General features: G+C 37.2%; 19 protein-coding genes. 14 read left to right on the top strand and 5 right to left on the bottom strand.

Translation table 11 applies throughout. The features are described 5' to 3' along the window. The first annotated feature begins 41 nt into the window (after nucleotides 1-41). The 7 genes from QCQ61_RS05565 (at nucleotide 42) to QCQ61_RS05535 (ending at nucleotide 9540) form a co-directional block, all read left to right on the top strand. Nucleotides 42-1499, top strand: coding sequence for a sensor histidine kinase (locus tag QCQ61_RS05565; RefSeq protein ID WP_279449785.1), 1458 nt, complete (start codon nucleotides 42-44; stop codon nucleotides 1497-1499). 101 nt (nucleotides 1500-1600) lie between these two features. Then, on the top strand, nucleotides 1601-2383 hold the full coding sequence (locus QCQ61_RS05560) for an enoyl-CoA hydratase/isomerase family protein (protein ID WP_279449784.1): 783 nt from the start codon (nucleotides 1601-1603) through the stop codon (nucleotides 2381-2383). A gap of 68 nt (nucleotides 2384-2451) precedes the next feature. Then, nucleotides 2452-4029 carry a hypothetical protein gene (locus QCQ61_RS05555; protein WP_279449783.1) on the top strand — a complete coding sequence of 526 codons (1578 nt, stop codon included), beginning with the start codon at nucleotides 2452-2454 and terminating at the stop codon, nucleotides 4027-4029. A gap of 126 nt (nucleotides 4030-4155) precedes the next feature. Next, on the top strand, nucleotides 4156-5727 hold the full coding sequence (locus tag QCQ61_RS05550; protein WP_279449782.1) for a hypothetical protein: 1572 nt from the start codon (nucleotides 4156-4158) through the stop codon (nucleotides 5725-5727). Between the two features lie 83 nt (nucleotides 5728-5810). Beyond that, nucleotides 5811-7634, top strand: coding sequence for a Xaa-Pro dipeptidyl-peptidase (locus QCQ61_RS05545; protein WP_279449781.1), 1824 nt, complete (start codon nucleotides 5811-5813; stop codon nucleotides 7632-7634). Between the two features lie 209 nt (nucleotides 7635-7843). Next, a complete protein-coding gene (locus QCQ61_RS05540) occupies nucleotides 7844-8326 on the top strand; it encodes an Hsp20/alpha crystallin family protein (RefSeq protein ID WP_279449780.1) in 483 nt (160 codons plus the stop codon). Nucleotides 8327-8469: 143 nt separating this feature from the next. After that, on the top strand, nucleotides 8470-9540 hold the full coding sequence (locus QCQ61_RS05535; RefSeq protein ID WP_279449779.1) for a PA0069 family radical SAM protein: 1071 nt from the start codon (nucleotides 8470-8472) through the stop codon (nucleotides 9538-9540). A 37-nt stretch (nucleotides 9541-9577) separates the two neighbouring features. Here the strand turns inward: QCQ61_RS05535 and QCQ61_RS05530 are convergent, their stop codons facing one another. The 3 genes from QCQ61_RS05530 to QCQ61_RS05520 all read right to left on the bottom strand — a co-directional run bounded on the left by QCQ61_RS05530 (nucleotide 9578) and on the right by QCQ61_RS05520 (nucleotide 11716). Continuing rightward, nucleotides 9578-10240 (bottom strand): HD domain-containing protein, encoded by a 663-nt coding sequence (locus QCQ61_RS05530; protein ID WP_279449778.1) that lies wholly within the window; start codon nucleotides 10238-10240, stop codon nucleotides 9578-9580. After that, on the bottom strand, nucleotides 10240-10983 hold the full coding sequence (locus tag QCQ61_RS05525; RefSeq protein ID WP_279449777.1) for a lysophospholipid acyltransferase family protein: 744 nt from the start codon (nucleotides 10981-10983) through the stop codon (nucleotides 10240-10242). The genes QCQ61_RS05530 and QCQ61_RS05525 overlap by 1 nt, the downstream gene beginning before the upstream one ends. A gap of 322 nt (nucleotides 10984-11305) precedes the next feature. Further along, nucleotides 11306-11716, bottom strand: a complete 411-nt coding sequence (locus tag QCQ61_RS05520; protein ID WP_279449776.1) for a BrxA/BrxB family bacilliredoxin — start codon at nucleotides 11714-11716, stop codon at nucleotides 11306-11308. 258 nt (nucleotides 11717-11974) lie between these two features. On the opposite strand from QCQ61_RS05520, the gene QCQ61_RS05515 reads away from it, so the two are divergent. Next, nucleotides 11975-12703 (top strand): TerB family tellurite resistance protein, encoded by a 729-nt coding sequence (locus QCQ61_RS05515; RefSeq protein ID WP_279450232.1) that lies wholly within the window; start codon nucleotides 11975-11977, stop codon nucleotides 12701-12703. A 27-nt stretch (nucleotides 12704-12730) separates the two neighbouring features. Here QCQ61_RS05515 and QCQ61_RS05510 read toward each other — a convergent pair whose 3' ends face one another. Together QCQ61_RS05510 and QCQ61_RS05505 are read right to left on the bottom strand one after the other, a co-directional pair. Continuing rightward, nucleotides 12731-13222 carry a thioredoxin family protein gene (locus tag QCQ61_RS05510; RefSeq protein ID WP_279449775.1) on the bottom strand — a complete coding sequence of 164 codons (492 nt, stop codon included), beginning with the start codon at nucleotides 13220-13222 and terminating at the stop codon, nucleotides 12731-12733. A 1-nt stretch (nucleotide 13223) separates the two neighbouring features. Then, entirely contained in the window at nucleotides 13224-15530 is a 2307-nt protein-coding gene (locus QCQ61_RS05505) for a TonB-dependent receptor (RefSeq protein ID WP_279449774.1), read from the bottom strand. An 89-nt stretch (nucleotides 15531-15619) separates the two neighbouring features. Here QCQ61_RS05505 and QCQ61_RS05500 point away from each other — a divergent pair, with 89 nt between their 5' ends. The 6 genes from QCQ61_RS05500 (at nucleotide 15620) to QCQ61_RS05475 (ending at nucleotide 20755) form a co-directional block, all read left to right on the top strand. Continuing rightward, nucleotides 15620-16276 (top strand): metal-dependent transcriptional regulator, encoded by a 657-nt coding sequence (locus QCQ61_RS05500; RefSeq protein WP_279449773.1) that lies wholly within the window; start codon nucleotides 15620-15622, stop codon nucleotides 16274-16276. A gap of 59 nt (nucleotides 16277-16335) precedes the next feature. Beyond that, nucleotides 16336-17241, top strand: a complete 906-nt coding sequence (locus tag QCQ61_RS05495) for a metal ABC transporter solute-binding protein, Zn/Mn family (RefSeq protein WP_279449772.1) — start codon at nucleotides 16336-16338, stop codon at nucleotides 17239-17241. Nucleotides 17242-17260: 19 nt separating this feature from the next. After that, nucleotides 17261-17998, top strand: a complete 738-nt coding sequence (locus tag QCQ61_RS05490) for a metal ABC transporter ATP-binding protein (protein ID WP_279449771.1) — start codon at nucleotides 17261-17263, stop codon at nucleotides 17996-17998. A 70-nt stretch (nucleotides 17999-18068) separates the two neighbouring features. After that, the gene (locus tag QCQ61_RS05485) at nucleotides 18069-18395 is read left to right on the top strand and encodes a four helix bundle protein (RefSeq protein WP_279449770.1); all 327 of its coding nucleotides are present in this window, start codon (nucleotides 18069-18071) and stop codon (nucleotides 18393-18395) included. An 88-nt stretch (nucleotides 18396-18483) separates the two neighbouring features. Beyond that, entirely contained in the window at nucleotides 18484-19602 is a 1119-nt protein-coding gene (locus QCQ61_RS05480) for a metal ABC transporter permease (RefSeq protein ID WP_279449769.1), read from the top strand. Next, complete coding sequence (locus QCQ61_RS05475) at nucleotides 19595-20755, top strand: metal ABC transporter permease (protein WP_279449768.1); 1161 nt, start codon at nucleotides 19595-19597, stop codon at nucleotides 20753-20755. Before QCQ61_RS05480 ends, QCQ61_RS05475 begins: the two co-directional genes overlap by 8 nt. Nucleotides 20756-20831 lie beyond the last annotated feature (76 nt).

Raw genomic sequence — 20831 nt, 5'->3', positions numbered from 1 at the left:
GGTTCGATTATTGCTATCTTTCTATCTTCAAAATAATGTAAATGTACTTTTACAGAAAATCACTTCGCACGCGTATTTTTCTTTCCTTGTTCCTATTGGTTTTGGGAGCCTCTGTACTAATTGCTATTGTTACCGTTTTTCAATATAAAGAAGAAGCGCAGGATTATCATCGCGACAGACTTTTACGAAAAGAAGCCGCAATCAGGGAGAACATTAATTACATTTTAAAAACCACTACTTATCCCGTAGAAACCGCACAAATTCCGCTAATTTTTAAAGAGAAAATTTACGAAATTAAAGACATTCACAGCCTCGAGATTTTTCTTTACGATCTAAATGGCAATCTTTTAAAATCGTCAAAACCTTCATTTTTTAAGGATACCGTTTTACCCAAGATGAATGAAAAAGCGCTGAATGCGCTTCAAAATTCGCCAACCAAAAGCTATATAAAAGAGTTTGAAGAAGGCGGCCAAAAGTATCAATCCTCTTACACCTACATTACCGATAGTTATTTTAAACCGCTGGCAATACTTAATCTGCCCTATATTGAAGACGACGGTTTTATAACCAAAGAACTCACCGAATATCTTTATAGGCTTGGGGTAGCCTATTTTTTTATGTTGCTAGTGGCAACTATAATGGCCTATTTTCTTTCTAAATATATTACCCGATCCCTAAAGGAAATTAGCGACAAATTATCTGAAACCCGTTTTGACACCCGCAATAAAAAAATTCATATTAGCGATACACCCCAAGAAATTGCCGTACTTATAAACAGTTACAACCAAATGATAGACGAGCTGGAAAAAAGTGCCGCACAACTTGCCGCCAGCGAACGGGAGACTGCTTGGCGCGAAATGGCAAAACAAGTTGCGCACGAAATTAAAAACCCGTTAACACCCATGCGGCTTACCGTACAAAGTTTTCAACGAAAATTTGATTGTAACGACCCCGATTTCGACACCAAAATGGCCGAATACACCAATACTTTACTTCAGCAAATAGATACGTTAAGCTCCATTGCATCGGCCTTCTCTACCTACGCAAAAATGCCTGCCCAACAAGATGAAACACTAAATGTTGTTAAAATAAGCAAGCTTGCCTTAGATATTTTTAATGAAGATTATATCTATTTCTTTTCAGATGAAGATGAAATACGAGCGCGTTTTGATAGAACACAACTCATTAGAGTAGTTACCAATTTGGTTAAAAACAGCATTCAATCTGTAGAACAAGAAAAACCCGAAAATCCACGAATTGATGTTGTGGTAAAAATGGAAAATACTTTTGTAAATATTTCAGTTTCAGACAACGGAATTGGCGTGCCCGAAGAAAATAGAAGTTGCATTTTTGAACCACAATTTACAACCAAAACCAGCGGAATGGGCCTAGGTTTAGGAATGGTAAAAAATATAGTTGAAACTTACGGCGGCACAATAACGTTGGTATCTACCCAAGAAAAAACCACTTTTAAAGTTTCATTTCCCGCAATGATTTAGGATTTTAGTAGCTTTGTGAGATGACTGCGAATGCACGAATTTTAACATAATTATTCGTTAGCTCGTGGTAAAAAAAATTTGACTATTTAAAAAAAATAGAAATGAAATACAACAATATACTTTCTGAAACCAGCAACGGCATTACAACCATTACAATTAATCGCCCGTCTAAATTAAACGCTTTAAACCGCGAAACCATTCAAGAATTGCACAATGCCTTTGACGAAGCCGATGCTTCATCAAAAACAAAGGTTATTATTGTAACCGGTAGCGGTGAAAAAGCCTTCGTTGCAGGTGCAGATATTAGCGAGTTTGCAAACTTTTCGGTTAAAGAAGGTGCAAAACTTGCTGCAAAAGGTCAGGAACTATTGTTCGATTTTGTGGCAAATCTATCTACACCCGTAATAGCTGCCATCAACGGTTTTGCCTTGGGCGGTGGTCTAGAGTTGGCAATGGCGGCCCATTTCAGAATTGCGTCCGACAACGCAAAAATGGGGCTTCCCGAAGTATCTTTGGGGGTAATTCCAGGTTACGGAGGCACGCAGCGTTTACCACAATTGGTAGGCAAAGGCCGTGCGATGGAAATGATTATGACCGCCGGAATGATCGATGCAAATCAAGCGCTTCAATACGGTTTGGTAAACCACGTAACCACTTCAGAAGAATTATTGGAATTCACGGAAAAAATTGCTGGAAAAATTATGAAAAATTCCTCCGTTGCAATCGCATCGGCAATTAACGCCATAAACGCAAACTACGAAGATGGCGAAAATGGCTTTAAAGTAGAAATTGAAGAATTTGGCAATTGCTTTGGCACTGAGGATTTTAAAGAAGGCACCCAAGCTTTTCTTCAAAAAAGAAAGGCAAATTTTCCGGGAAAATAATATTTTATTGTCGGTAATTTGATTTGGTTTTGTACTTTGGCAACCGTTAAACCCAAATCTTATTATAGATGAAAAAAATAATACTTCTCCTATTTTTAATAGGCTCATATGTTACGTTCGCCCAAGATATTTCAGTAAAATCTACTACTAGCGAAGTTTTTAAAGACGACAAGAAAAACACATCATTACTTTTTTCTGAAAGTGATGGAAATGGCGGCTTTATAACCGTTCGCGAATACAGAAGCGGCTTGCTGCAAATGCCAAAAGGCTACTATATAGATCATTACGACGCCAAACTAAATCAGATTAACGAAGCTGAAATTGAAATAGACAAAAGCCAGATAAAAGGCTTAATGATTAACAACGGAACTGTATTTTTACTAGAATCTGCACTGGACACAAAAGCAGACGTTTTTAATTTCAACATTCTTGAAAGCTCACTCAGCAAATTAAATTTTGAAAAACGAACGCTTTTTTCACTCGATGAGGAGGAAATAAAGAAATTTTTCGGTGTGGGCATAGGTCCCTTCTTTATGACCAATGGTTTTAATCAAATGGATTCCAATCCCTTTGGTGAAGTTACTTTTTCGGCTAAAAAGAACTTCTTTTGTGTAAATTTCGATATTAAGGACAAAGAAGCGCAAACGCAGCGATTGTATGTTTTCGACAAAGATTTTAAACCTGTTTTTGAAAGAGAGTTTAAAAGAAACATTCAAGACAGGTTATTTCAGTACGAAAACATTGACGTTGACGATGAAACGGGTGAGATTTATCTGCTCGGAAAAGTATTCGAAAATAATTCAACCAGAACCAAAAAGAAAGGCAAGGCAAATTACAATTACGAGCTTCATAAAATTACAGCATCTACCGAGAAAAGCGTAAGTTTTTCGCCAGACGAAAACTTTATAGGCTCACTGTTTACCGTGCGCGGCAAAAATAAAATTAGCTGTGCAGGTTTCTATTCTGAAAAAAATGATTTTCGTTACAAAGGCGTTTGCCGCTTTAATTTAGATCCAGAAACGCTTGCAATTACCAAGCAAAGCTATATGCCATTTTCTGAAGAGTTTATTAAAGATAAGTACGGAAAAGTAAAAGATAAAGAATTAAAAAACCTCAGTTTTAGAAGTGCTTTTATAAACGAAAAGGAAGACATTGTTCTAAACGCCGAAGAATTTTACACCGTAACCCACACACGATCTAGTATGAATGGTGGGATGAGCACAACTACCACCTATCATTTTAACGATATTGTATCTGTGAAAATGAGTCGCGATGGCGAATTATTGTGGGCTCGGAATATAAATAAAAACCAATCTACCGCCGGAGCAGTAATAGAATATTTATCATTTTCTTCATCTGTAATTGGTGATGACACCTACCTTTTTATAAATTGTTCCGATAAAATTAGGAAGATTAGCAACGACCGTATTGAGTTTAAACAAGGCAATATGAAGAAAGCCAATTTGTACGCCATAAAAATTGATAATAACGGAAATTACACCTTTAAAAACGTTGTAGACGCCGATGATTCCGATGTTTCCTATTTCGTAAAACAAGGCATTCACACTGCTATAGACGGCAGTGAATTGGTTTTTATAGGAAGAAAAAAATCTAAAAAACAATTTTTGAAACTAAATATAATGTAGGCCACAAGTGTAACTCGTATTTTTGAGGTAGAAAAAACCATACTTTTTACAACGCAATTTCCTTGGCCTTTCTTTAAAACGAAGGGCCATTTTTTTAAATAGTATTTACACAATTATTCATAAATTATGAAAGCTATCCTTTTATCTATTTTTCTATTACTAAGTGCAATAAGTTATGCACAAACAGATTCGCTTAAAATTACAGCAAGTGAAATTTTTAAAGATGAAAAATTTAAAACAACGCTACTTTTTGCCAAGGAAGATACCAACGGCGATATTTTTACGGTTCGAAATTATTATTCAAGCGTTTCAAACCCAAAGGGATATTATATTGAACATTACAGCAAAGGTTTAAAATTGCTTAAAAGAACTACTGTTGACGTAAATCGCAACGAAATAAAAGGTCTGTTTTTAACCGAAGATTCGGTGGTTTTGCTACAATTTCAGTATAATTATAAAGCGAAAGAATATGCCTTTGCTACCTTAACTTCTTCAAAAGAAAATTTCAATTTTAGTGAAAATGAAATCTATGCTTTAGACAGGAGCCGCCTAAACAAATACGATCATTTTGGGATTAGAAGCGAGCCAGAATACAATCTGCATCATAATTATATCTTCGGCGATATTGTAGAATCTGAAAATGGAGAATTTATTGCACTAAATCTATTCACCAAAACTAAAAAGGGCAGTGCATTGTTGGTTATTGCTTTTAATAAAAATTTTGAAAAGCTATATGAATACGAATTTGAAAGTTTAATTTCACTTAAAGAAATGGCTAATAAATCGTTGCAATTACAATATTTCAATATGGTAATGAGTAACGATGGCACAGTTTATTTTTTAGGACGGGTTTTTAACGACAAGATAATTTTAGAAAAGAAAAACGCTCCAAATTATTATTTTATCCTTTTTTCAGCAGATAAAGTTTCTAAAAAACAACAGCCAATTTCCATAATGAGCACCAATATTATTCGTTCGCTCCAATTGGTAAATAATGCGGATAAGCTTGCCGCAGTGGGGCTTTACACAGACCCGTCAACCACAGGTTTTTTTGATAATTATATGGGCTATAGTGGCGTGGTGCGATTTAATTTGAACCCAAAAACATTAGCTACATCCACAGAATCCTTTCAACCTTTTTCGGAAGAATTTATGGTGGAAAAATATGGAAAAGTGAAAGAAAAATTAAAATCGTTCCTCTCTTACAGAAGCACATTTATGCTAGAAAATGGCGACATTATTATAAATGCTGAAGAATTTTGGATGGATGGATCTGGCGATTATGTAAATGCAAATAGAATCTATAAAGACATTTTAAGTAGCAGGCTGAGCAGCAAAGGCGAATTAATGTGGACAAAAAACATCAATAAAAAACAAAGCGCTTGGTCGTTGGATAATATTCCTTTTCTATCCTATGCTTCCACTACAAAAAACAATGTTTCTTATTATTTTGTGAACGCGGCTTCCGATTTAAAAATTTTGAAAAATAATGAAGTAGAGTTTAAGGAAGGACCGCGTTTATATCTTCTAAAAATGTACGAAACTGGGGCATTTAGATATGAGAAAATTTTGTATCCAGATATTTACAACGCACACCTCGGACTTCGATTTGGGGTTATGTTAAACAAATCTGATATTTTGGTGCAAGCAGAAAGCAACGACAAACCCATGATGGTGAAACTGGCTTTTGAGGATTAAAATTGTATTATTGAAAGCTATTATGCTTTCAGGAAGATTCGTAACTTTAAAGAATTCTTTTTAGATACTATATTCTAAATATTATGAAAACTTACTTTCTATTATTTGCAGCTTTTCTATTTACTATTTTATCAATAGCCCAAGAAAAAGCCGAACCGTGGTTTAAAGATGGCGAAGCACAAATTGTTCCAGCTTTTGAAAATCAAGCAGATTGGATTCGTACCGATTTATGGGTGGAAACTACTTTTGATACCGATGGCGATGGGAAACCAGACCGTATGCACGTTGACGTTACAAGGCCAATACAAACCGAAACCGACGGTTTAAAACTGCCTGTTATTTATGAATCAAGCCCATATTTTGCCGGAGTGGCGCCAGAAACCGAAGGAGCATTTTATAACGTATACCAGGAATTGGGCGATGTAAGCGATCCAATAGTGCATCCATCTGTTACAAGACGCGGGGAGCGACCCATAATTTCAAACTCTCAAATACATACTTGGGTGCCGCGCGGTTTTATTGTTGTGCATTCCTCTTCGCCTGGAACGGGACTTTCGCAAGGCTCACCAACCGTGGGCGGGGATAACGAATCGCTAGCTCCAAAGGCAGTAATTGATTGGCTAAACGGCCGCGCAAAAGGCTATACAACTCCCACCGGAAACGAAGAGGTAAAGGCTTATTGGGCCACTGGAAAAGTAGGTATGACGGGAACTTCGTATAATGGTACAATTCCCTTAGCAGCTGCAACTACAGGCGTTGAAGGGCTCGAGGCAATTATCCCGATTGCGCCAAATACTTCGTATTATCACTATTACCGCTCCAACGGATTGGTGCGTTCCCCCGGAGGATATTTGGGGGAGGATGTGGATGTTCTTTACGATTTTATTCATAGTGGCGACGAATCTAAACGTGCCCACAACAACGCTAAATATCGTGATGACGAAATAATAAAAGGCATTGACCGTAAAACCGGCGATTACAATGAATTTTGGGCTGGTCGCGATTATTTAAACGATATGGAACCGATGACCGCCGCATTGTTTATGGCGCACGGTTTTAACGACTGGAACGTAATGCCTGAACACAGTTTTAGAATTTATAAAAAAGCCGAAGAAATGGGGCTTCCAGTAAAAATTTACTATCATCAAAAAGGGCACGGGGGACCGCCACCGCTACCGATGATGAATAAATGGTTTACAAAATACTTATTCGGAATTGACAACGATATAGAAAACGGCCCAAAAGCTTGGATTGTTCGCGAAGATGACGATAATAACAATCCTATCCCCTACGCCAATTATCCAAATCCGGATGCTGAAAAAGTTATGCTTAATTTAATAGCAACTTCAAAAAATGAAGGAATCTTAACGGTTGAAAAAACTAAAAAGCAAGGCACGCGAACTTTGGTTGATGACTATCATTTTTCGGGAGATTCACTCGCACAACTTGCAAATTCTATTCACAGATTACTATTTGTAACACCAGTTTTAAAGGAAGATTTACATCTTTCGGGCCTTTCAAAATTGAATATAAAATTGGCCAGCAGCAAACCAGCGGCTAGCCTTTCGGTTTGGATGGTTTCTTTGCCGTGGAACAATGCGCCAGATGCAAAAATAACCGACAATATTATCACTCGCGGTTGGGCAGACCCTCAGAATTATAAATCCATTTCGGAAAGTGAGCCTTTACAACCCGGTACATTTTATGAACTTTCTTTTGACTTACAGCCGGACGATCAAATAATTCCTGCGGGGCAGCAAATTGGACTAATGATTTTTTCGAGTGACAATAAATTCACTTTATTGCCAAAACCGGGAACAATTTTAACAATTGATCTTGATGAAACCACAATTGAAATTCCAGTTGTTGGTGGAACAGAGGTATTCAAAAAAGCCGTTGCCAACTAAAAACATTTAGTTTAATAGCCAATCGGAAAAAATTTGAAAATTTGTCATTTTAAAAATGTCAAAATGACACTATAAGTACAATAACTCTGAAAGTCTTTTGATAATTTTCTTAAAAATTTTTAAAAATTTCTTTAAATCAAAATATCTTTCAGTTTGGTATTTTTTTTGTTCCGTTATCGTTAAAAAGTTTAACTTAAATCTTAATTATTATGAGCACAGTAATGAATGTTCCTAAAAATGGAGGTTTAACTAGAACAACCAATAATAGTTCCAGCTACCTCCCTACTTGGTCCTCTTGGATAGACGATATTTTTAACAGGGAATTATCTTCCACCTTTTCGCAAAATTTCAATACCGGAATGAGTCTTCCTAAAGTAAATATTAAGGAAACCGCCGATGCGTATTTTGTGGAAATGGCAGTTCCGGGTCTAAAAAAATCTGATTTTAATATAAATCTGGAAAACCAAGTACTTTCTATTGCAACCGAGGTGGAAGAAAATAACGAAGAGACCAAGGAGAATTACACTCGAAAGGAATTTGGTTACTCCTCCTTTAAACGAAGTTTTACCCTTCCTGAAACCGTGGAAGACGGGAAAATTAAAGCTACTTATAACGAGGGAGTTTTACGAATCCATCTTCCAAAAAAAGAGGAAGCAAAACAAAAACCGCCTCGCAATATCCAAATTTCTTAAAGGAGTTTTTAACTGTATTAAAGGGTCTTTATTGACCCTTTTTTTATTCCAATCTAATATTAATTGTAGGAATAAATCCCATTTAATTAGGAATATTTCCAAATAATAAATATCTTTGAAGGTTTAAATTCTTCAACGTTTTTATGTCTGATACTATTTTAAAAGGTCGTGGCGCCCAAAAAAATGTTCACAATCGTTTCTCCGAAAACCAACACGAAGTGCTGAATGAGTATTTAAACTTCTGTGAAGCGGAAGGCGAAGAAGCAGATAAAAACAAAACAAAGTACATTGAAATTTTCCCCAAAACCTTTGTAAACAAAGTAAATAGCCCAGACGTTGGAATGGGTTTTTCGGCAAATCCCTATCAAGGATGCGAGCACGGTTGCGTGTATTGCTACGCCCGAAATAGTCACGAATATTGGGGGTACGGCGCGGGCTTGGATTTTGAACGGAAAATTCTTTTTAAAAGAAATGCACCCCAACTTTTAGAGGAAAAAATCACTTCAAAAAATTGGCAGGGCGAAACAATTGTATTTTCAGGAAATACAGATTGCTACCAACCTTTGGAGCGCAAAATGGAAATAACCCGAAAATGTTTGGAAGTAATGTTGAAGTGGAAACACCCAACCGGCATTATCACTAAAAATTCATTGATACTTCGCGATCTGGATATTTTAAAAGAAATGGCTAAACTGAACATAATTTCGGTAAATCTTTCCATTACTTCGCTTTCTGAAGATACGCGCAGATTGTTAGAACCTCGAACTGCAAGCATAAAGCAACGCCTTAAAACTGTGGAGATACTTTCGGCCAATGGCATTCCCGTTCGGGTAATGATGGCGCCAATAATTCCATCGTTAAACAGCCACGAAATTCTTCCTTTAGTAAAAAAAGTTGCAGAGCTCGGAGCAAAGGATGTTAGCTACACCATTGTTCGCCTAAACGGACAGATTGCTGAAATCTTTACAGATTGGGCGCATAAAACCATTCCCGATAAAGCGGAGCGAATTTTAAATCAAATAGCCGAATGCCACGGCGGAAACCTCAACGATAGCAATTGGGGAAGACGAATAAAAGGCGAAGGCACCATTAGCGAGCAAATTAAAAACACGATGGCCATTGCTAAAAAACGGTATTTAAATAATAGGGTAGCAGCGCCTTTAGATACATCGCATTTTCTGCAGCTTAAAAATCCACAGACTACGTTGTTTTAGTTTTAAATCCTGCGGTTCGGTTCGCAGATGCAAAATTCTACCTTGTGCCATTCCATTCGGCATAAAATTGTTGTAAAAACGCTTCCATAAAATCATGTCTTTGGGCGGCAATTTTCTTTCCGGTTTCGGTATTCATTCGATCTTTTAAAAGCAGCAATTTTTCATAAAAATGATTAATAGTAGGTGCGCTTGACGCTTTGTATTCAGATGGAGTCATTTTTAAATTCGGTTTAATTTCGGGGTCGTAAAGTTTTCTGTTTTTAAATCCGCCGAAATTAAAAGTGCGCGCAATGCCAATAGCTCCCAACGCATCTAACCTATCTGCATCTTGCACGACATCTAATTCTTTTGAGCTAAAACTTTGAGTTCTGTTGCCGCCTTTAAACGAAATATTTTCAATAATTTTTACAACGTGGGCTATAATTTCTTCAGAAACATTTTGAAATTTTAAAAATTGTCGTGCCTTTTTAGGACCAACCGTTTCGTCGCCACTGTGAAATTTTGAATCGGCTATATCGTGAAGTAAAGCTCCAAGAGCAACAACTGTTTTATTCACATTTTCACCTTCGGAAATTAGGAGCGCGTTTTTATAAACCCGTTCCACATGAAACCAATCGTGGCCGCCTTCGGCATTTTTTAATTCATCTTTTACAAAAGCAATTGTATTCTGAATTAATTCTTCAAAAGTAACTGAAATCATTATTCGTGTATTTTTGAAATAACCGTTTTTTCTACATTATCAATTAATTCTTCCACTTCAAAATCTGAAATTTTAATGGCGGGATGTGCAATTAATTCTAAGCAAACGCCCATTTGTATCGGAAACATTCCATTCCGTTGTAATTTCCACGAATTATTTATGGTTACCGGCACAACATACCCATCCGGAATTTTTTTGAAAAGCGTTTGTAAACCGGTTCTTCTAAAAGGTTTTGGCGCTCCAGTTTTACTCCGTGTTCCTTCCGGAAAAATAACGCCGCTGCGGTTGTGCGTTTGAAGATATTTTGAAAACTTCACCATTTCAACAATGGCTTGTCGTGGGTTTTTTCTATCTATTAAAATTGAACCGCCATGGCGCAGGTTAAAAGATATGGACGGAATTCCCTTGCCCAATTCAACTTTCGAAATAAACTTGGGATGATATTTTCGCAAATACCAGCTTATGGGCGAAATATCCCACATACTCTGATGATTGGAAACAATTATAAGTGGTACGTTTTCGGGAATATTTTTATCTATTTTTATACTGAAAGTTGTTCCCACAACATTTAAACATCGCAAAAGTGTCCAATTAAAAGCATCGACCATTTTTTTATGGGCGCTGTACCCGAACCAATTAAACGCAGCCCATTGCAATGGATGAAAAACCAATATGGTTATCCCAAAAAATAGGTAAAACAATACTGAAAAGGGATAGCTTATAAGTTTTAAGAGTGCTTTCATTTGTGTTCAAAAGTAAGAAAACCGCCCTAAAAAAGACGGTTTTTCCATTTGCAAATTTCAGTTGCTGATTTTAAGATTTTCCTTGTTTCGAATTCCGTTTAGATTTCGATTTATTCTTAAGTGTATTTCGGTCAATCTGGATAAAATTATAAACGCATATCGCAATTACCACAACCCAAAACGCACGGTAAAGCCAATTATTAACTTCCTTTCCCAATAAATGGGAAACTTGTGGAGCGTCGTAAAAATTATAAATAATGGCCCCGAAAGCTAAAACACCTATAACAATAGTTAGTGGTTTGTTGAGCTGTATCACTGCGTTTTAGCAATATTCGTTGTATGCTCCTTTTAGGTTTTCAGCAATCATTTGTGCAGGGCGGCCTTCAATATGGTGACGCTCTAACATATGTACCAATTCGCCGTTTTTAAACAAAGCCATTGATGGTGAACTTGGTGGGAACGGAACCATATTTGCTCTTGCCGCATCTACGGCCTCACGATCTACTCCGGCAAAAACCGTTACCAAGTGGTCAGGTTTTTTATCGTTTTGGATAGACATGGCTGCTCCCGGACGTGCATTGGCAGCTGCGCAACCGCAAACCGAGTTTACCACTACCAAGGTTGTTCCTTCTTTTTCTAAAGCCGTTTCTACATCGGCTGCGGTATGTAATTCAGAAAAACCTACTTTTGTAAGGTCTTCGCGCATTGGTTTTATTAATTCTGGTGGATACATATTATTTCTATTTAAAGTGTATTAAAAATTGACTGCAAAGATACAAAATTTGAAAACGAAATGTTTTCAAATAAACCCCAAATCCCAAACATCAAATTTTAAAAAAATAGTACATAAATGGCACAATAATTAAAAGCAATTAGTTTAAATATTGTTGTTTGTAATTTAGTTTTTCAAAATTATTTGGTATTTGAATTTTGAGATTTGGAGCTTTTAATAGTTACCTTTGTCGCCGTTTTAAAAGAAAAATTACAATTTATGATTCGTTGGTTATTAGCCGTACTAGGTTATTTTTTATATCGCTTCCCCGGTGCTGTGGCAGGATTTATAATTGGAAGCCTATTAGATAACCTAAGTGTAAAAGGCAAGACTTTTCAAACATCATTTGGTTCGTCACGACAAGTTACCCCGGCAGATTTTGAGCTAAACTTACTATCATTGGCTTCTTTAGTTATAAAGGCCGATGGGCAGGTTAGCCAAACCGAATTGGATTACGTTAGGCAGTATTTTGTGCAAGCTTACGGCCGGGAGCGGGCTAATGCAACTTTTAAGGTTTTTAACGAAGTAATTAAAAAGCGTGAAATATCTGCACAAAGCATTTGTAGCCTTTTGCGCCAAAGAACGCGTTATGAAAGCAGGTTGCAAATTCTTCACTTTTTATTCAGTATTGCAAATGCAGATGGAAGCGTTTCTACTGCCGAAGTAAATGAAATAAACCGTATTGCGGGTTTCTTGGGCGTTTACGCTCGCGACTTTGAAAGCATAAAAGCCATGTTCTTTAAAAATCCGGACAGCGCCTACAAAATTTTGGAAATTGACAAAACAGCCACGAATGCCGAAATAAAAGCCGCCTATCGCACAATGGTAAAAAAATACCACCCCGACAAACTACAGCATATGGACGAAGCACACCAAAAAGGAGGCGAAGAAAAGTTCAATAAAGTGCAGGAGGCCTACGAGCAGCTTCAAAAAGAGCGTGGATTTTAAATTCTGAAAGGACACGCAATTTTGTAGTTATTGTTTTTCAGATATAGTTTTTTCTAAAATTTCTGACAGTTGTTCCACATTTAAATATTGAAAATACCGGGCTTGTGCCTTAAATTTTTCATCTAAAATAATGAGCGCTGGTAACGAAAATGGTTTGTTTTTTCTGCTCGCCATTAGCAATGGAATTTGATGAATGGGGTTTCTGCGGTTCTGCCGTTCATTAAAAAAAACATCATTGCCAAACTGAATGGTATCGGTACTTTCTACATTCATTTTTACCGCGTAATACTGCTTACTTAATAATTTAATTATTTTTTTATCGGTAAAAACATGGCGCTGCATTTGCAAACACGGGCCACACCAATCTGCATAAAAATCGATAAACACTTTTTTCGGATTTGTTTTTAACGAATCTTCCAATTGTTCAAAAGTAAGCCAGTTTACCGCTCCTTCCTCCTGCGAAGAAGCGGAACTGGCCCAAACCAAAAAACAAATTAGCAAAACAAAAATTCGTTTCATTTTAGATAGACTTAATTTTTAAACCCGCGAAAACAGTGCGCGGTGCTCCCGGTCCGTAAACATAATTACTGTCGCGATTTTTCCCGAAGTCGAAATCATTTTGATAGCTATTGGTTATATTTTTTACACCTCCATAAAGTTCAAGTCCGGTGTTTATTTTTGAGAGATTAATAGTGTAACCCATTCGCAAACTCAATTCAGTAAAACTAGGAGTTGCGTAATATTCATTTATAGCCTGCCCCGTATTTGGGCCAGCAAGGTGAAGAATATCCATAGTGCCCGTGTACACCAAATTGGCAGTTGCGCTCAGTTTTTTGGTAGGAGTGTACGTTAGTGTTGCGTATCCGTAATTATTGGGAGTTCGTAAAAATTCGCGTTTTGCCGGAAGGCTATCAATATTTAAAACGGCCTCGTTAAACAAACTAGATTGAATGGTAAATCCGGCATCCAGTTCTAGCAAATAGTCGTAATTGGCTCTCGCCTCCAAAGTAATTCCTTTTACGGTAGCGCCATTACCATTGCGTTTTTCAAAACGCTCACCATAATCATCCTCCCCCAACGGAAAAAGATAAAACGCATCTTTTAAATGTGTGTAAAATCCTTCAACAGTAAAGCCCGCTATAAAGTGCTCGGTAGCTTTATCGTAATTTACCGAAGCGGTAAAACTGTTGGATTTCTCTTCAAATAAATCTTCAGCAAGTGAAATTCGCGATACTCCGCCGCCAGCAAAGGCTATGTGCAAATCTGTATCAAACGCTTGTGGCCCGCGAAAACCTGTACCCCATCCAAGCCGAAATTGTGTAGTTTCCTTTAATTTGTACAAAAGTGAAAGTCGCGGACTAAAAATGGCGTGATCTACCAAGTTGTGTTTGTCTATTCGGAACCCGGAAAGAAAATTAATATTTTTAAAAATGTCCCAGTCATTTTGTACAAAAGCACCCAAATTTTTAGTGGTTTGATCTGTTAGGTAGTTGTACGTTTCAATTTGATCAAAAACATCGTCATAAACGTATTCCAGACCCCCAGTTAGCACCGTTTTTCCACCTAAAAAGCTATTGATCTTGTGGTTGTATTGCGCTCCACCTTGATACGTTGTAACTTCGGATACACCGTATGGTGGAGCCGCAAAAAAGGCTTGTTGCTCCGCTTGATCATCAGGTATTATTCCCGTGTAATGATCGCGATCTGTTTTTTGAGCGCCATAATACACTATGAGCGAACTTTTATCTTCATTAAAATTAATTTGATAATCTAAACTTCCCATTAAAACATTGTGGGTACGCTCTTCCGATTGATTTGCTAGATATGCAGGTTTGTCAACCATTTCGCCGCCGTAACGATATTCGTTTAGGCTGCTAATACTCATCTCAAGTTTTGAATTTTCACTGGGAAGATAAAAAGCATTTACTCCAAATGAATTGCTTTTTAATTCGGGCAATTCAGAAAAGTTATCATCATTGGCATCATAAGCAGTTCTATTTCTATTACTTACAAAAAAATTTGCTCCTGCATTGTAATCTTTGTTTACAACTGTGGCATTTCCGTTAATTACATTTTGATACGCTTTACCGTCAATACTTTCGTAAGTATTGCTTAAGCTATAATTATTTTGTTTCGGAATTTTAGTAATTACGTTTACCGTTCCGCCAATGGCACTAGATCCGTAGAGTGCCGAAACGCCACCGCGAACAACTTCAATACGTTCAATCATATTTACAGGAATTTGTTCTAGGCCGTATAAACCGGTTAACGGACTGAAAATGGAGCGGCCATTAATGAGTATTTGTGAGTAGCCACCCTGTAATCCATTCATTCGAATTTGCGTGTAATTACATGTCTGACAATCGGTTTCTACGCGTAGCCCTGGCTGAAAACGCAGGCCATTGGCTAAATCTGTGGCAACTACCTTTTCGAGAGTTTCACTGTTAATTAAATTTACAATTACAGGTGAATCTACCCGGCGTTTTGCAGTACGTGTACCCGTAACTACAACTTGATCCAGTTCTTCATTTCGTTCAGATAATTCAAAATTCAGAGATACAAATTGCTTATTTTCTATAGTAATAGTTTTGCTTTCGGATGTGTATCCTTGCGATTGCGCTACGATTGTAAACGTGCCTTCGTCTAAATAAAATTGATACTTACCATCCTCGTCAGCACTTGCACCTTGCATAGCGCCTTTAACAAAAACCTGTGCAAAAGGAATGGGATTGCCCTGAGTCGTTACTGTTCCGGAAATTGTAGATTTATTTACTTGGGCCGAGACTATGGTTGCTGAAAAAAGAAAAAAACATTGAAAAAATTTCATATAATTAGCTTTGGGTAATTAATATTTTAGGCAAAACTAAAACTATATTTTAGGATAAAAAAATATATCTTTGCATAAATATAAATTTAATGATGACACTTGCTGAAGAAAATTATTTAAAAGCAATATTCCATCTGGAATTGGAAAGCACGGGAGAGATTAGCACCAACGCCATTGCTGAGAGTATGGAAACCAAGCCATCTTCAGTGACAGACATGGTGCAAAAATTGGCAGAGAAAAAAATGCTTATTTACAAACGCTACAAAGGTGCTCAACTAACTGAAAAAGGCAGAAAAATTGCTGCTTCCGTAATACGGAAACATCGTTTATGGGAAGTTTTTTTAGTGGAAAAATTAAATTTCCATTGGGACGAAGTCCACGAAATTGCGGAACAATTGGAACATATTCAATCTGATGAGTTAATTACGCGTCTCGATAAATTTTTAGGCAGCCCCGATTTTGATCCTCATGGCGATCCCATCCCCGATAAACACGGCGTGTTAAAACGTACCGAAAAAAAATTGCTTTCAGAAATTGAGAAAAATCAGCAGGGAGTTTGCGTGGGTGTAAAAGAATCCAGCACAGAATTTTTACAGTATCTCGACAAAAAACAAATAAGTATAGGCACTAAAATAAAGGTATTGGGTAAGGAATTTTTTGATGGCTCTATGGTTATTTCCGTGGGAAAAGATCAGTTTTTTATTTCGAAAACCGTTGCTGAAAATATTTACGTGCAAACACTTTAAGTGTGTAGGTATAATGCAAATACCGATTAAAATTATTGATTGGAAAAAGATAAAATACAATGAAAAAACTTATAGTACTAGCAATTTTAACCCTTCTAATTAGCTGTAATGACAAGGCTACGGACGATGGTAGAATAAAAGTTGTAACTACAACTACCATGCTAACCGATGCTGTTTCTGAAATTGGAGGGGACAATATTTCGTTAGAAGGACTTATGGGCGCTGGTGTAGATCCGCATCTTTACAAGGCGAGCGAAGGAGACGTTTCAAAACTTTACAACGCCGATATTATTTTTTATAGTGGCCTGCATTTGGAGGGAAAATTGGTAGATATATTCGAAAAAATGGAAGGATCCAAAAACACTGTCTCTCTGGGTGATAGGCTTCCGAAAGAGCAATTGATAGCTTCAGAAAATTTTGCTTCAAATTTTGATCCGCATGTTTGGTTCAATATTCAATTTTTCAAACAGTTTGCACAAATAATTACTGAAGAACTATCTAAAGCCGATCCAAAAAATGCCGAAAGCTATTCAGAAAACAACACTATTTATCAAAAAAAATTAGACAATTTAGAAAGCGAAGTCAAGGCTATTATTGCTACCTTACCTAAAGAAAAGCGCATTTTAGTAACAGCGCACGATGCCTTTAATTACTTCGGAAAAGCGTACGATTTTAAGGTAGTTGGGCTACAAGGCATTTCTACCGCAACCGAAGCGGGCGTAAAAGATGTGCAAAATCTTTCGGATTTTATTATTCAAAATAACATAAAAGCCATTTTTGTGGAAAGCTCCGTACCACGCCGAACTATTGAAGCGCTGCGAGCGTCTGTGCTGTCTAAAAACCACAATGTGGAAATTGGCGGCTCGCTCTACAGTGATGCTCTCGGAAATACGGGCACAGTAGAAGGCACCTACATTGGGATGTTTAAATACAACGTAAATACAATTGTAAACGCACTTAAGTAAGGTTTAAAATTTAAAAGAAATGAAGCAAAAAATTGCAGTTCAGATAGACGACCTTACCGTAGCGTATAATTATAAACCTGTGTTATGGGATATTGATCTGTCCGTTCCCGAAGGTGTGCTAATGGCTATTGTAGGTCCAAATGGTGCGGGTAAATCTACTCTTATAAAAGCTATTTTGGGCATCATAAAACCCATTGCGGGCAGTATATCTATCTATGGCAAACCGTATTCAAAACAACGAAAATTAGTGGCTTATGTCCCCCAGAAAGGCAGTGTAGATTGGGATTTTCCCACAACTGCGCTCGATGTGGTAATGATGGGCACCTATGGTAGTTTGGGCTGGATAAAGCGACCGGGGACAAAGGAGAAAAAAATTGCCTTAGAATCTATGGAAAAAGTTGGTATGCTTCCCTACAAAAATAGGCAGATAAGCCAATTAAGCGGCGGCCAGCAACAACGTGTTTTTTTAGCGAGGGCTTTGGTACAGGATGCTTCCATCTATTTTATGGACGAACCGTTTCAGGGCGTTGATGCTACTACCGAAATTGCAATTATTAATATTTTAAAGGAATTGCGAAAAGCTGGAAAGACCGTAATTGTAGTTCATCACGATTTACAAACCGTACCGGAATACTTTGATTGGGTAACTTTTTTAAATGTGAAGAAAATAGCCACCGGGCCGGTGAAAGATATTTTTAACGATGATAATCTAACCAAAACTTACGGCATAAATTATAAGGTTGCGGTGAACAAATAGCTTTTTGCTGGTAGGACGCTTCGCTTGTAGCTTGTAGTATACTTTTGATTTAGAATATAATAGATAAAATATGGAAAAGGTTGTATTTAATTTTGAAAAGCTAATGGTATATCAAAAATCATTAGATTTTATGGATGTAGTGTATCAAACTACAAAATCATTTTCCAAAGACGAATTGTACAATTTAACATCTCAATTTAAACGAGCATCGCTTTCAATTTGTTTGAACATTAGTGAAGGTCATGGCGAAACAGATAAGCAATTTAATAGATTTTTAAAAATAGCTTCACATTCTACCAAAGAATGTGTAACCTGTTCCACCGTTGCAAGAAGACAAGGATATATAAGTGAAGATGTTGATAATTCACTTAGGGTAAAACTTGAAGAATTATCTTAAATGATCTCGGGTCTTAGAAACAAATTAATAATAAAATTAAAAAATGTTGGCAACGAGTAGCCACTAGCTACCAGCTAAATGCTAAAACATGACTGAATATTTCAACTTACTCTGGACAGATTACACCCTGCGCACCATAACATTAGGAACGGCCGTGTTAGGCGCTATTTGTGGTATGTTGGGTAGTTTTGCCGTACTTAGAAAGGAAAGTCTGTTGGGCGATGCAATATCGCATGCAGCACTGCCAGGCATTGCAATGGCGTTTTTAATTACGGGAGCCAAAGATTCTGGCACCTTATTATTGGGCGCATTGGTCAGCGGCTTAATCGGTACTTTTTGGATACGTGGAATTACTTCAAAAACTCATTTAAAAAGCGATGCTGCCCTGGGGATTATTCTTTCGGTATTCTTCGGTTTTGGAATGCTTTTGCTCACCTTTATTCAAAAACAGCCCAATGCAAACCAAGCGGGATTAGACAAATATCTTTTTGGGCAAGCGGCCACACTCGTAGAAAGCGATGTAAATTTAATGATTATCGTTACCGGAATTTCACTTTTGGTAATGCTCCTTTTTTGGAAAGAATTCAAAATACTTCTTTTTGACCCAGACTATACAAAAACCCTTGGTTTTAATACCAAATTTATTGATGTACTAATTACATTTTTAATTGTGTTGGCAATAGTATTGGGGCTGCAAACGGTCGGGGTGGTTTTAATGAGCGCTATACTCTTGGCTCCGGCGGCGGCGGCTCGGCAATGGACAAATAACTTGGGAACCATGGTTATATTGGCAGCCATTATTGGGGCGTTTTCGGGTGTATTCGGAACGGCAATTAGTGCGAGCCAAAACAATCTTTCAACCGGTCCAGTAATTGTATTGGTGGCCGGTGTATTTGTATTGTTTTCATTTATATTTTCCCATAAAAGAGGATTGCTATTTCGCGAAATTAGATTTCGTAAAAACCGATCCAATTTAAAACTGATGAAAACCCTTCAATTTATGTACGGCATTGTACAGGACCACAAAAATATTTCGCATCCGCACGCCATTCGTATCCTGAATAATTTTCACGGATTCACAAAGGGTTCGCTTAAAAAATTAGAAAATGAAGGCTGGATAGTTGTCGAAGGGCAGCAATGGGCTATGACACCAAAAGGTTATAAACAGGCACAGGAAATGTACAATCAAAAAACCGAAAATGAGTAATCCGCAAATAGAAATACAGCTTATTGCAGCCGTAGTGGCCATGGCTTGTGCCATACCCGGTGTATTTTTGGTACTTCGGAAGATGTCATTAATTAGCGACGCGATAAGTCATTCAATTTTACCGGGCATTGTTATTGGCTTTTTTATAACCCAAGATTTAAATTCGCCATTACTTATTTTATTAGCAGCACTTTTTGGTGTTATTACGGTGGTATTGGTAGAGTTTATTCAAAAGACTGGCCTTGTAAAGGAAGATACGGCTATTGGCTTGGTTTTTCCTGTATTATTTAGCATCGGAGTTATTTTAATAGCTAAGAATGCCAGTGACGTGCATTTAGATATTGACGCTGTTTTGTTAGGCGAACTAGCCTTTGCCCCTTTTAACCGGTTTATGGTAGATGGTGCAAATTGGGGCCCAAAATCCTTGTGGATAATGGGAAGCATTTTATTGATTACCGTAAGCTTATTAATACTGTTTTTTAAAGAATTAAAAGTAAGCACTTTTGATGCTGGCCTATCTTCGGCATTGGGAATTTCACCATTACTAATGCACTACGGCCTAATGTCTGTATCATCAATAACTGTAGTAGGCGCTTTTGATGCCGTTGGCGCAATCTTGGTTGTAGCTTTAATGATTGCTCCGGCCGCCACTGCCTATTTGCTTACTGAAGACTTAAAAAAAATGATTGCACTTTCGTTATTTTTCGGAGTGTTTTCGGCTGTATCGGGTTATTGGACCGCTAATTTATTAGATGCTTCCATTTCGGGTTCTATCGCTACTATGTTGGGTGCAATATTTTTATTGATTTATTTATTTGCGCCAAAAAAAGGGCTTATTTCTGTGCTTTACCGCCAAAAACAACAGCGGATAGAAGTTTCGCTTATAACCTTTTTATTACATTTAAATAGGCATGAGGAAGTAAGTGAACGACATATAAATCATTTACAAGAACATATTAATTGGGGTGCCGTTAGGGCTAAAACCGTTTTAGATTTAGCCGAAAAAAACAATCTCGTTGAAATAGAAACCGATATAGTTTCACTAACGGAAAAAGGTCTCGCTTTTACCGAAAAATCGCTTGAATATATAATCAGCAATAAAGACGAAAAAATAGAACCGATGAAAAAGGATTTCTTCCTTTTTAGAGGATAAAATAGTTATCCGGATCACAAAATTTGCAGAGCTCATTTTACATCGCCGGTTTTTTGGCACTATTTTTTATAGTATC

The organism is Aequorivita marisscotiae (assembly GCF_029814825.1).
Lineage (GTDB): Bacteria > Bacteroidota > Bacteroidia > Flavobacteriales > Flavobacteriaceae > Aequorivita > Aequorivita marisscotiae.
Note: the sequence above shows the minus strand (reverse complement) of the source record. Positions and strands in the feature narration are given on the sequence as shown.